The sequence below is a fragment of the Reichenbachiella agarivorans genome (assembly GCF_025502585.1).
Classification (GTDB): domain Bacteria; phylum Bacteroidota; class Bacteroidia; order Cytophagales; family Cyclobacteriaceae; genus Reichenbachiella; species Reichenbachiella agarivorans.
The window spans coordinates 538,802-551,533 of the sequence record NZ_CP106679.1; the positions used below are offsets into that span (position 1 = coordinate 538,802).

General features: G+C 43.1%; 9 protein-coding genes. 5 read left to right on the top strand and 4 right to left on the bottom strand.

From position 1 onward, the window contains the following. Positions 1-88: 88 nt before the first annotated feature. The 3 genes from N6H18_RS02080 to N6H18_RS02090 all read left to right on the top strand — a co-directional run bounded on the left by N6H18_RS02080 (position 89) and on the right by N6H18_RS02090 (position 4,650). Positions 89-1,156 (top strand): BamA/TamA family outer membrane protein, encoded by a 1,068-nt coding sequence (locus tag N6H18_RS02080; protein WP_262310186.1) that lies wholly within the window; start codon positions 89-91, stop codon positions 1,154-1,156. 355 nt (positions 1,157-1,511) lie between these two features. Further along, positions 1,512-2,165 carry a tetratricopeptide repeat protein gene (locus N6H18_RS02085; protein ID WP_262310187.1) on the top strand — a complete coding sequence of 218 codons (654 nt, stop codon included), beginning with the start codon at positions 1,512-1,514 and terminating at the stop codon, positions 2,163-2,165. A 334-nt stretch (positions 2,166-2,499) separates the two neighbouring features. After that, the gene (locus N6H18_RS02090; RefSeq protein ID WP_262310188.1) at positions 2,500-4,650 is read left to right on the top strand and encodes a cation:proton antiporter; all 2,151 of its coding nucleotides are present in this window, start codon (positions 2,500-2,502) and stop codon (positions 4,648-4,650) included. Between the two features lie 97 nt (positions 4,651-4,747). Here N6H18_RS02090 and N6H18_RS02095 read toward each other — a convergent pair whose 3' ends face one another. From N6H18_RS02095 to N6H18_RS02105, 3 genes are all read right to left on the bottom strand, one after another. Next, positions 4,748-5,806: a sugar phosphate isomerase/epimerase family protein gene (locus N6H18_RS02095; RefSeq protein ID WP_262311572.1), complete on the bottom strand. Its 1,059-nt coding sequence runs from the start codon at positions 5,804-5,806 to the stop codon at positions 4,748-4,750. After that, a complete protein-coding gene (locus tag N6H18_RS02100; protein ID WP_262310189.1) occupies positions 5,806-6,942 on the bottom strand; it encodes a Gfo/Idh/MocA family protein in 1,137 nt (378 codons plus the stop codon). The genes N6H18_RS02095 and N6H18_RS02100 overlap by 1 nt, the downstream gene beginning before the upstream one ends. Before the next feature lie 117 nt (positions 6,943-7,059). After that, positions 7,060-8,217, bottom strand: a complete 1,158-nt coding sequence (locus tag N6H18_RS02105) for an MFS transporter (RefSeq protein WP_262310190.1) — start codon at positions 8,215-8,217, stop codon at positions 7,060-7,062. Positions 8,218-8,343: 126 nt separating this feature from the next. Here N6H18_RS02105 and N6H18_RS02110 point away from each other — a divergent pair, with 126 nt between their 5' ends. Both N6H18_RS02110 and N6H18_RS02115 read left to right on the top strand, forming a co-directional pair. Further along, the gene (locus N6H18_RS02110; protein WP_262310191.1) at positions 8,344-9,375 is read left to right on the top strand and encodes a helix-turn-helix transcriptional regulator; all 1,032 of its coding nucleotides are present in this window, start codon (positions 8,344-8,346) and stop codon (positions 9,373-9,375) included. 34 nt (positions 9,376-9,409) lie between these two features. Beyond that, positions 9,410-9,796, top strand: a complete 387-nt coding sequence (locus N6H18_RS02115; protein ID WP_262310192.1) for a c-type cytochrome — start codon at positions 9,410-9,412, stop codon at positions 9,794-9,796. A 64-nt stretch (positions 9,797-9,860) separates the two neighbouring features. On the opposite strand, the gene N6H18_RS02120 is transcribed toward N6H18_RS02115, so the two are convergent. Next, on the bottom strand, positions 9,861-12,719 hold the full coding sequence (locus N6H18_RS02120; protein WP_262310193.1) for a M16 family metallopeptidase: 2,859 nt from the start codon (positions 12,717-12,719) through the stop codon (positions 9,861-9,863). Positions 12,720-12,732 lie beyond the last annotated feature (13 nt).

Here is a 12,732-nt window from a genome sequence, read left to right on the forward strand (position 1 = left end):
CAATAGAGCCGTTTATTGATTCTCTTTTGCTGCTACAGCTTCCGTTGTTTAACTTCCACATCCAAATCACCACCCAAACAGAATCTATATGCACCGTCTCCCTCTCCTGGTATTGTTTGTCATCTTTTCTACAATGGTTGTTGCTCAATCGTCCCAAGGCGGACAGCATGAACCTGATAGCATCAAGAAAGTAGATTTTACTGTGATGCCCTATTTGAGTTACAACAGAAACCTGAAACTCATGATAGGTGCCATCCCTATGTCTATGTACAAGCTCAACAAAGACGACATAGTTTCCCAAAAGTCACTGTCTGGAATTTCGGCCATCTACACCACCAACGGCTCCTATTTTGTGGCACTATTCAACAGGTTCTTTTTTGCGGAAGACAAATGGAGAGCTAAATTCTTTGCCTTTGGAGGTGATTACTACTCTCAGTTTTTCATGGATGATTTCGAGTTTCCAGGATTCTATGACTATGGCACCAAGGTATACATGGCGAGTGGAAGCATCCAGCGCCAGCTTTTCAATAAACTCTACGCAGGAGTCTCCTATACCTATGCTCACTACAACACCAACTATGAAGATGACGTATTGCCTGAATCCATCACGGAGACCAATGGACTAGAAATCAACGCCTTGCATGACAGCAGAAACGCATTCTACTATCCTTCCCATGGCAAAAAAATCAACCTCAGATGGATCAATTATGGCGAGTGGTTTGGCAATGATGTGACATCAAACAAAGTCGTAGCTGAATACAACCAGTACTTCTCAACCAGGCAGGACAAAGATGTATTTGCAGCGAGGTTTTCTGGTCAATTTGGAGTGGGAGACATTGCCTTTCAGCAGCAACAGACCCTCGGAGGCAAGGATATCCGGGGCTACTCGGAGGGCAAATACAGAGGTGACGGCATCATGGCCTTGCAGGGAGAGTACCGTTTCAATTTTAGAGAAAAAATGGGCGTAGTAGGTTTTGCTGGTTTGGCTACATTATACGGCTCAGACACCGATGACTTCAACTGGAAACTCTACCCAGGCTTGGGTGTAGGTTACCGCTACCGAGCTTTCAAAACAGTGAAATTCAACATCGGTCTAGATGCTGCCGTAGGCAAAGACGACTGGAGTCTCAACTTCCGAATCGGAGAGTCATTTTGAGAGAAAAAACTTGTCTGACATCTGTAATCCAATCTATCCAGCAAACACTCTAAGTCTTGTTGCAATCGAAACCTTGTACTATTTATATTCTGCATCAACGAGGAGAAAGACTTATTTCCCCCTTCATTTGAGACATCCACACGATTAAAACCCATAAGGGGGTGTCATCTCAAAATCCAAGTAGTACCTTTGTAACTCTGTCAAGTACAAAATTGGCATGAGCTTGCATCTCCAACAATACAGGTTTTGGACTATGTAGGACAAATCTGGCTTCACTCCATGGATTGTCTATTGGTCCTACCAACCGTCGCAGAGGTGTTTATTCAAGAAAGGAAAGAATTAGAATTAATTAAAAATGAGTAAAGAGGGAAAAGGGAACGTGGAAAGAACAAACATCAATGAGTCGCTAAAGGCTCTGTATTTTTCTGGCAAGGTGAAGCCAACATTAAATAAAATCGTTGTTGAATTGAAAAGTGATCCTGACAACATTGAATTGGTACTTTTGGGATGCCAATGTCTGGCGAGATCCAAAGATTATGATCAATTGGAGGCATTTGCTGATGAGTCTATCCGATTGGACAACAAGACTGCTGATGGCTACTACTACAAAGGTCTGGCATTGCACCACTCCAAAGGCAAGGAACAAGAAGCTCTGATCAACTTTAACGAAGCATTGACTCTGGATCCAGAAAGCACAAGCTACCTCATCGCCAAGGCGAATACACACCTTTTGCTTTTCACAGATTACCATTTGCCCATCAAGTTTGCTGAAAAGCACAGAGACAAAGGCGAAGCGTGTCTTACAAAGATCATCTCCCTCGTAGAAGAAAAAGAAAATCCTAGTTACAAAGACTTGTTGAATATGGGAGATGTGTACATGACGCTCAGTCGAAATCTAGACGCTAAGAAGTACTACATTCACGCCATGAATGCCTACGAAACTAGCGAAGAATCTAATAAAGACAAGAACATTTACAAAGACATCGTAAAAGGTTCTAACAAAGTTTAAACAAATTCATTAACGAGATTACTTGAAGTAATCTCGTTAATCATAATTCCAGACAATCAGACCTGCTACAACCCTAGGATTTTCTTAAGTTCCATTTCGTCGGATCTCTGACCTACGAAAATATAAGTTTACAGGATGTATTTACTCAGTTGAGTCTCCCCAACCCAACTATCCACATTCAGGTTTCGTTAAAAGCTCAGCTAGATCAAAAGTCTAACAATAGATGCTAATATTTGTCTAAATTCAAGTGGATTTCCTATAAATTATAGAACCAAGTAAAGCATATAAACACCCTGTAGCACATGATCCGAAACCTTTCAAAAAATGAGAGTGAATGATAGTATTGAGCCTATTTGAAACAACATTACCGTTGACCAATCCAGTATTAAAATTCTTCTTGATATTGGTCATCATTCTGTTTGCCCCGATCATTCTTAACAAAATAAAAATACCTCATCTGCTTGGACTAATCATAGCAGGTGCGGTCATTGGCCCCAATGGTTTCAACTTGATGGAGCGAGACAGTGGTATTATTCTCTCTGGGACAGCTGGGCTTTTGTACATTATGTTCCTTGCGGGCTTGGAAATAGACCTTGTAGATTTCAAAAAAAACAGAAAGAAAAGCTTAGTCTTTGGATTGTACACTTTTATTATCCCCATGATCTTAGGTACTTTGACAGGACTCTACATTCTAAGGTTCTCAACCTTTACCTCTGTGCTATTAGCAAGTATGTTTGCATCACATACACTTATTACCTACCCTTTAATTAGCAAGTTAGGTGTTTCAAAAAACAAGGCGGTAAACATCACTGTCGGGGGCACCATGATCACTGACACTTTGGCCTTGCTAGTACTTGCTATTGTAGTGGATATGACTACAGGGGAGGTCAATGCTGAATTCTGGATAAGATTATCCGTATCAATTCTCATCTTTGGATTTACCGTCATGTTCCTCTTTCCCATTCTTGGACGATGGTTTTTCAAACGTTTTGAAGACAATGCATCTCAATATATTTTCGTTCTGGTCATGGTCTTTCTTGGTGCTCTCATGGCTGAATTGGCGGGGATTGAAGCCATAATTGGTGCTTTTATGGCAGGTCTGGCGCTGAATAGGCTGATCCCTCACACCTCGCCATTGATGAATAGAATTGATTTTGTGGGCAATGCGATTTTCATTCCCTTCTTCCTCATTGGAGTGGGAATGTTGATAGATTACCAGGCCTTTTTCAAAGATCTAGAGACTATCAAAGTTGCCATAGTGATGATCACCGTAGCAACTACTGCAAAATTCCTTGCTGCATGGCTTACTCAAAAGACATTTAGCCTATCTGCTGACGAACGACGATTAATTTTTGGGTTAAGCAACGCACAAGCCGCAGCTACCCTAGCAGCAGTTTTAGTTGGCTATAATATCATTCTAGGTGAGACAGAAACAGGAGAGCCCATAAGATTACTAAGTGATAGTATTCTAAATGGGACAATTTTGATGATCCTTTTCACTTGCACACTTGCATCGTTTGCAGCGCAAAAGGGGGCGTCAAATATAGCCTTATCAGAAGCAAATGAGAACCTAACAGATGAAGATCAAGCCACCCAAGAAAAAATTCTGATTCCCGTCAGCAATTTAGAAACAACCGATGAGCTCATTAATTTAGGTATTACCATTAAATCAAAAAACAACAAGACTGGCTTATATGCTCTCAGCATCATTGACAACAATACAACTGATGGCTCAGCTGACAAAAAAGCCAAGAAAATCCTCAGTAAAGCAAGTGTGACCGCATCAGCTACAGATAATCATTTGAACGAACTCCTCCGCTATGATTTGAATATTGTAAATGGAATCATTAGTGTGATAAGGGAACAAAAAATCAGTGCTTTAATTTTAGGCCTTCACATCAAAAACGGGCTATCAGATAGTTTCTTGGGTGAGCTGACAGAAGACTTTTTGACTAAATGCAACACCACTACTTTGATTTATAAGCCTGTTCAGCCTTTAGGAACCATCAAGAAGCATATCATTGTGATTCCAGAAAATGCTGAAAAGGAAATCGGGTTTCCATTTTGGCTAATCAAGGTGTGGAATATTGCAAAAAACTCAAGCACTAAACTCGTTTTTTATGCAACAAAGGAAACATTAGACTTTATAGAGAAAGTCCAATCAAAACATCCAATAACAACCGAATTTATAGAATTTAATGATTGGAATGACTTTCTAATTCTTACAAAAGAAGCTAACAAAGATAACAATTTAATCATTGTCCTAAGCAGGAAGGACAAGCCTTCATACCACAGCTACATGAGCAAAATCCCTAGATATCTAAACAAGTACTTCAAAGACACGAGTTACATCTTGATATATCCCATGCAGACTGGTGTAAGAGACTCTTCAAAATTAAATTTGAAGGATCCTACATTGATTGAATCTCTCGAGAAACTTGACGAAATAGGAAAAACGATTACAAGAATATTCCGCCGTGGATAATACCCACCATAACAATCGAACTGTTGTATTTGACAAGAAACTGCAATTGTCTTCACAAAGCAGTTCCTCTTAAGATCTCACAAAACAATATTTTGATTCAATTTCCCAATCCGAGAATTTTCTTCAGTTGCTTTTCATCAGTATCTCCTCCTGCAAAATCGTCAAAAGTCTTGTCAGTCACCTCGATGATATGACTAGCGATGAAGGGAGCCCCTTCTTTGGCTCCTTGCTCTGGTGATTTGATACAGCATTCCCACTCCATCACAGCCCAGCCATCATAGCCATATTGACTCAGTTTGGTAAAAATGCTTTTGAAGTCTACCTGTCCATCACCCAAAGAGCGAAATCGCCCAGGTCTGTCGATCCAGTCCTGATAGCCTCCATAGACACCTGATCTACCCGATGGGTTGAACTCAGCATCTTTGACATGAAACATGCGAATGTACTCATGGTAAATATCAATGTACTGCAAATAATCCAGTTGCTGTAGCACAAAATGACTCGGATCATAGAGCATTTTGACCGATGGATGATGATTGGTTGCCTCCAAGAATCGCTCAAATGTCACTCCGTCGTGCAAGTCTTCTCCAGGATGAATCTCATAGCACAACTCGACCCCTTGCGCATGACAATGATCCAATATCGGCAGCCATCTCTTCGCCAACTCCTCAAATCCAACCTCTACCAATCCAGCAGGTCGCTGTGGCCAAGGATACATCGTATGAAAGAGCAGCGACCCTGAGAAAGTAGCCATGACACTCAATCCCAAATGCTTGCTGGCACTGGCCGCAGACTTGACCTGATTGATTGCCCACTCTGTGCGCTCCTTGGGCTTGCCATGGAGATGGGCTGGCGCAAAACCGTCAAACATGCTGTCATAAGCTGGGTGTACTGCCACCAACTGCCCCTGCAAATGGGTCGACAACTCTGAGATTTCCAATCCAGCTGCTCTCACAGTAGCTTGGATTTCGTCACAATATTCTTGACTGGCACCTGCCTTTTCTATATCAATGACACGCTTGTCCCATGCTGGGATTTGTACCGCTTTGTAGCCCAAACCAGCCGCCCATTCGCAGATGTTTTTTAGATTGTTGAAGGGTGCTTCATCTCCTAAAAATTGGGCTAAGAAGACCGCAGGCCCTTTGATTGTTTTCATCATATTGTAATCCAGACGTTACCGTCTTTGTTTGATTTGACAACTTTTTCTATAAAGTGCATCCCTCTTACCCCGTCTTGCACTGTAGGAAACTCACCATTCTCCAGTTTTTCACCTCTTACAGCTTTGGCCATCCCACGGTAGAGGTTGCCCATCGCATCAAATATCCCCTCTGGGTGACCAGGAGGCATCTTGGTACTGTCCTTGGTGAATTGTGCATTGTAGCTATGACCAGGCTTCAGGATTTGAAGTGGGTGGTTTTCTTTGAGCAAAGTCAGCTCGTTGGGATTCTCTTGCTGCCATTTCAAGGCTCCCTTATCACCATAGACCATGATCATGATGTTATTTTCTTCGCCCGTAGCGATCTGACTCGAACGCAAAACCCCCTTTGCACCGCCTGCTAGACGCAACAACACTGTACCATCTACATCCAGTGTGTTATCCTTGTACAGTGTATTCAAATCCGACAGCACAGCAGTGATTTCGATCCCTGTCGTGTATTCCACGAGGTTGAAACCATGCACACCAATGTCTCCCATGCAACTAGATATCCCTGCTCTTTTCGGATCGAGTCTCCAGATAGATTTTCGCAATTTCTCATCATGAATCAAAGGATTGATCCACCCTTGGTAGTACTGCACGTCTACTCTCTGGATGGTTCCTACCTCACCAGCAGCGATCATGGTTTTCATCTGACGTACCATCGGATAGCCTGTGTATGTATGAGTCAGGCACAATTGCTTGCCACTAGACTTGACCAAATCTGCCAAAATCTCTGCCTCTGCAGAAGTCATCGTCATTGGCTTCTCGCAGACTACGTGAAAGCCCCCTTCGAGTAGCTTTTTTGCCATGTCAAAATGCAGAAAATTGGGCGTCACGATAGAAACTACTTCTATTCGCTCTGACTCTGGCAAGAGATTTTCCTTTTTGATCAAAGTTTCGGTATCTGGATAAACACGGCTGGCGTCCAACTGCAAGTCACTGGCAAACTCCAATGCCTTGTCGTAATCAGAGTCAAATGCCCCTCCTACCAATTCGTATCGCTCACCCATGTAGGCCGCGATTCTATGTGCAATCCCGATGAATGCTCCTTTGCCTCCTCCGAGCATTCCGAGTTTTATTCTTCCTTTTCCCATTTTTTTGATTCTATTTTATGGATTTAAAATTTCAACTTTCATCAACGATCAATATCTAAATTTTACTTGTTCTAAGACAATCAATAGACTATCAACCCTGGACAATCGACTTAATAACTAAGCTGCCTTTTTAGAAAAGTGCAATGCCCCAAATGCGACTATCAAGATGGCTGGCAAAATCGCCATGATTCTCAGTGTATCTGCGCCACTACCATTGGTATCCATGAACAAGCCCATCAACCAAAGCACAACTGACACTGAAAACATCCCTACACCTCCCATGATAGAAAGACCCAGAGCGCCACTTTCTGGTACTTTGTCCGCCACAAAGCTCAACATCGTGGGCCAGAAGTAACAAACGCCTACGGCAAATACACCTGCCGCAGCAAAAGTCATCATCCCTGATGCATAACTCAGCCATATCAGTCCAATACATGAAAATATCGCCGAAAACATCAACATTTTCGTGATGCTTAGTTTCTTCACAATATCCCCTGCAAAGAAACGACCCACTACCATGATGCCGTTGACAAATGCCAATATCAGCAGTGGTGCTACGCCAGACTTGCTCAACAAGGAATCGATGCGCTGACCTGTCCCCAACTCAGTGGTAGCAGTCAACATCATACACAATACCAAGAAAATGAAGAGTGGAGAAACACAAGCCTTCAACATATCGACATTGGACACGCCCAAACTAACTCTCTCAGTCTGGGGCAATTGCTTGCCAAAAAACAAGAACACATAGCCCAATAAAGGGATGAACAAAGTGCCAACCAACACCATCCAGCTCAAGCCCATCATATCGACTAAAACATAACCCAACACACTACCAATCACAATCCCCAAGGGAAACCAGATATGAAAGCGATTGAGCATTTTCGTTTTTTCGTCTGGAAACAAAGTTGCTACCAGTGGATTACAAGCCGCCTCTACCATCCCGTTTCCAATTCCGATGAGCATGGTACCTGTAAACAAAGTCCAAAAATCGTGTGCGAAAAGTGTCAAGACTATACCTGAGAGATGCCCCAGCATCGCCAGATTTATGATTTTTTTCATCCCAAAATAATCGACCAGTGGGCCGCCGATCATCATGGCCAAGGTAAATCCCCAAAAGGCTGGGCCAAAAGCCAGCCCGATCTCCTCGCTGGTCAATCCATAGTCTGACATAAATACTCCTTCGAGCTTGGCTCGAATAGCAAAAGTCATGGAGGTAGTCGTCAATGCCATACAGCTGGCAACAAACAATCGATTTTTAGTAATTACGTCAGTCATGTCTTCATGTTATTAGTTACTGGTTATTGTATAAATTTACCCACAACATGCTCAGCACAGATAATTTTACAAAAAACCCTAAGCAACTTATTCAATTCAAAGCAAAGAGTTGTTTAAAATATCGCAATGAACAAAATTAAACAAGACACGCTCTCTTTCATGGGAGAAAATGGAGCTGTATTTTATGCAGACACTTGCCTGCCCTTGGTGGATGCCACTGAGAGGGGAAAGGTTGAGTTCAAAGCTCTTGCACGGCATCATTATCCTGGCGAAAGACTGACACAGGATACCGAAGGTCTCAATACCATCGGCTACTGGAGCGCCAATGAGCCACAGGACTGGGGATTGGACTGGCATAGAAACGAAGGTTTGGAGTTTCACTTTCTAGAATCAGGCATCATGCCCTACTCCATCGAAAAGCACGAAATGGAATTGTTACCAGGAGACTTCACCATCACTAGACCTTGGCAACAGCACAAAGTCGGCAACCCTGAAGTAGGGATTGGGAAATTCTTTTGGATCATCATCGATGTGGGAGTCCGTAGACCGCATCAACCATGGGTCTGGCCAGATTGGGTGGTGCTCTCTGATGTAGATTTACAGCGTCTCAACATGTTGTTGAGACACAACGAACAACCTGTATGGAAGGCTACCAATGAAATCAAAGCTTGTTTCAAACACATCAACCACACACTCCACCAAGATGTAAACGGCTCTTCATCCTCCAGACTCAGACTGCATATCAACGAACTATTGATTTTGCTTTTGGATATGTTTGACAGAGGGAAGATGGAACTCAACGAAGCACTCACGAACAGCATGCGCTCCGCCAAGCAGTTTCTCTCCGAGCTCAGCAATAACTTGGCACATCCCTGGACAATTGAAGAAATGGCGGCCTCATCTGGTCTGGGCGTGACAAGATTCACGCATCACTGCAAGCAACTCACCAACCTCACGCCCATGCAATTGCTCACTCAAAAGAGACTGAAATGGGCCAAAAGTCTATTGATCGAAAACAAAGAGATGAGCGCAACACAGGTCGCATTTACCTGTGGTTTTGCTACCAGTCAGTATTTTTCTACTGTATTCAAAAAGCACGAAAACTGCTCGCCGCAGGATTATAGAATGAAAATCGTAGCTCAAAGTACTTATAACTAGAAACCAAACAAATCAACTAGAAAACCAAAAAAACATGAAAAAACTACTGTTCTGCATGCCCATCGTGGCATTGATCGCTTGTGGCAACACCAAAGAGAACTCTTCTGCCCAAGCAGCAAGCAGCACCGAAACAACAAACCAAACCACAGAAAAAGCAGGAGTTGTTCTGTCTGACCAAGACATCGACAAACTCCTCAGGAAAGGAACTTGCTCTGTATGTCACAAAACAGATAAAAGACTCATCGGACCTCCGTTTCAGGAAATTGCTGCTAGAAACTATAGTACTGAAAGGCTGGTCGAACTCATCAAAAACCCTGAACCTGCCAACTGGCCTGATTATACTGCACCTATGGCACCAATCACCCATCTACAAGACAAAGAACTAATCGCTATTGCCAATTGGATCAATTCTCTCAAATGAAAAAAGGGCTATTTGAGAAGTGTACCCTATCTCAAATAGCCCTTTCTAGCTCAATCTATCCTTTTTACTTCTTGGTATCGATCTTGTTGTCCTCGATGACAGTTCCTTTCTCATCCAACATGATCACTTCATATCCCAAAGCTTCCAGTTTGGCTCTGTTGGATGCTCCATCTCCGACTACTAGGATATACAATTTGTCGACAGCCAAGTTCTTCTCAGCCAGACTGTTTATTTCCTTTTTGGTAATCGAACCGATGATTTTATTTTGCTCGTCTACGAAAGACTTATCCAAGTTGTAGTGATTGATTCGCTGTAGAAAACGTGCCTTCTGGCCTGGTGTCTCATAGTTACGGGCATCGCGCTGGCCTATCGACTTGCGCATGAATGCCAATTCGTCATCTGTGATTCCATCCTTTCGGTAATCAGTGATTTCTTTCATGATTTCTACGACAGAGCTATCTGTAGCATCTCCCTTTACACCTGCTTGTGCAGTATAGGGCCCCGCTTCATCATCACTATCAAAAAACGCCCAAGCTCCATAAGTCCAACCTTTGTCTTCGCGCAGATTCAGGTTGATGCGACTGTTGAATGCTCCCCCTAGCGGAAAATTCATCAAGTAAGACTTGTAATAATCTCCAGTGACATCATATTTCATATCGGTCACATAACCAATGCGAATCTCAGACTGTGGAGCATCCGCTTTGTCGACGAGGTAGATTTTGGTGTCCTGAGCAGGTGTGGCCTTTGGCAAAGTTGGGAGCGTCACTTTCTTGGCTGTCCATGACTTCAAAAATGCCAATTGAGGTTTGATTTCCTTCTGAGAGACATCCCCAACGATGACCAATTCTGATACCGAAGGTGAGTAATAGTTGTAATAGAAATTGATCACATCCTCTAGTGTGATGTTTTCCACGGTCTCTTCGATTCCTTCAGTAGGTACTGAGAAAATGTGCTCATCTCCATACAACAACCTCTCATAGACATGATCTGCGATGCTAGATGGATCCTTTCTGGAAGACTTGATTCCCTCCAACTGTTGGTTCTTCAACCTATCAAAATCTGCTGCTGTAAACGCCGGGTGTTTCAAAATCTCCTCCGCCAAGATCAAGGTTTTGGACAGGTTCTTTTTGAGCGCACTGATAGTCATCGTGGTAGAGGATTTTCCTGCAGAGACATTGATTGTGCTGCCCAACTTTCTTAATTCCTCTTGGATTTGCTCCGAGGTATATTTCTGTGTCGATTCATTCATCATGCTGGCGGTCAGAGTCGCCAAACCAGCTTTGGTGGGTGCGTACGCATCCATTTTGTGTCCGCCATTGATCGTCAATCGCAGTGTCACCACAGGTATTTCGTTGGATTCCACACCGATCACTTTGATCCCATTGTCAAATTTGTCCTTCCAAAAATCTGGCACCTTGACCGATGGGTTCGGTCCCAGCGGAGGTCTCTTGCTTCGGTCAAACTGATCACCTGTAGGTCTCTGATAGGTTAGGCCTGAGTAATCAGTAACTGGGAATGGATTCTCCCCCTCTGTCTGCGGTATAAAATTGTCTGGCTGTGCAGTAGCAGTCTCTGCATCTGGCACCACACTTTGGATGATACCTGGCTTGTCCTTGATGTATTTATCAAACACCCTCATGACATCCTCTTTGGTCAGGGAAAGATAGCGCGCCAAATCATGTTTGATCCCATTTGGATTGCCTGTAAATGTCTCGTAACCTGCTAGCTGACTCACTTTACCCTGTACACTTTCTAGACCGTTGATCATGCTCGACTCTCTGTTCGCTTTGAACTTGACCATATCATCATTGCTGACACCATTTTCTTCAAACTCCTTGAGGATTTTTCTCATCTCTCCTTCGAAATCTGACAAAGTTTGTCCTGGAAAAGGCAAGACCAACATGGTAAACTCTCCCGACAACTCACTGCAGGGGTGGAAAGTTGTTGCCTGAATCGCCTTTTGGGTCAATACAAATTTCTTGTAAAAGTATGAACTCTTGCCTGTACCCAATATCTCAGACAGGCAATCCAATGCTGCCTCGTCTTCATGATACAGTGGCACAGTCGGGAAGGTAAACATCAAGGCAGGAAAACGAATATTGCTGTCTACATAGGATACGTATCTATCTTGATCCAATTGTGGCAAATCCAGTTTCATTTCTTCCACTTCTGGCCCTCTTGGGATCACGCCAAAATACTTTTCGGTCATGGCTATCACCTCTTTGACGTTGACATCACCACCCACTGTCAAGGTAGCGTTGTTGGGTCCATACCAGCGCATGAAGAATTTTTTCAAATCGTTCACATCCACTCGATCCAAATCCTCCAACTTGCCTATCGTCAGCCAAGAATAGGGATGGCCAAAGGGATACAATGCGGCAGCATTCACTTCTCTCCATCGGCCATAGGGACTATTGTCATAGTTTTGACCCTTTTCATTTTTAACCGTAGCTCTTTGTACTTCAAATTTCTTTTGTGTCACCGCATCAAGAAAAAATCCCATGCGATCTGCCTCCAACCAAAGAGCCGTTTCCAGTTGATTGCTAGGCATGGTCTCAAAATAATTGGTACGATCTCTATTGGTAGTGCCATTTAGTGTGCCCCCTGATTCGGTGACGATCTTGAAATGCTCTTCGTCGGCCACATTTTCAGATCCCTGAAACATCATGTGCTCGAAGAAATGAGCAAAACCAGATTTATTGAGTTCCTCACGAGCAGATCCTACATGATAGGTCACGTCCACGTGTACCAATGGATCAGAATGATCCTCATGGATAATCAAAGTTAGGCCATTGGCCAATTCATATTTTTCGTAGGGAATGATGAGTTCGTCTCCCTTTCGGGTTACCTTCTCGATCAATTGAGTTTGTGCAAAAGCCGTACTCGTAGCGAACAAGCACAGTACAAGGAATATTTTTTTCATGACGGGTAATGTT

Excerpts from the sequence above, each read along its gene's own strand:
- N6H18_RS02105 (WP_262310190.1), bottom strand. The coding sequence starts at position 8,217 with ATGACTGACGTAATTACTAAAAATCGATTGTTTGTTGCCAGCTGTATG.
- N6H18_RS02115 (WP_262310192.1), top strand. The coding sequence starts at position 9,410 with ATGAAAAAACTACTGTTCTGCATGCCCATCGTGGCATTGATCGCTTGT.
- N6H18_RS02080 (WP_262310186.1), top strand. The coding sequence starts at position 89 with ATGCACCGTCTCCCTCTCCTGGTATTGTTTGTCATCTTTTCTACAATG.
- N6H18_RS02085 (WP_262310187.1), top strand. The coding sequence starts at position 1,512 with ATGAGTAAAGAGGGAAAAGGGAACGTGGAAAGAACAAACATCAATGAG.
- N6H18_RS02110 (WP_262310191.1), top strand. The coding sequence starts at position 8,344 with ATGAACAAAATTAAACAAGACACGCTCTCTTTCATGGGAGAAAATGGA.
- N6H18_RS02095 (WP_262311572.1), bottom strand. The coding sequence starts at position 5,806 with ATGAAAACAATCAAAGGGCCTGCGGTCTTCTTAGCCCAATTTTTAGGA.
- N6H18_RS02120 (WP_262310193.1), bottom strand. The coding sequence starts at position 12,719 with ATGAAAAAAATATTCCTTGTACTGTGCTTGTTCGCTACGAGTACGGCT.
- N6H18_RS02100 (WP_262310189.1), bottom strand. The coding sequence starts at position 6,942 with ATGGGAAAAGGAAGAATAAAACTCGGAATGCTCGGAGGAGGCAAAGGA.
- N6H18_RS02090 (WP_262310188.1), top strand. The coding sequence starts at position 2,500 with ATGATAGTATTGAGCCTATTTGAAACAACATTACCGTTGACCAATCCA.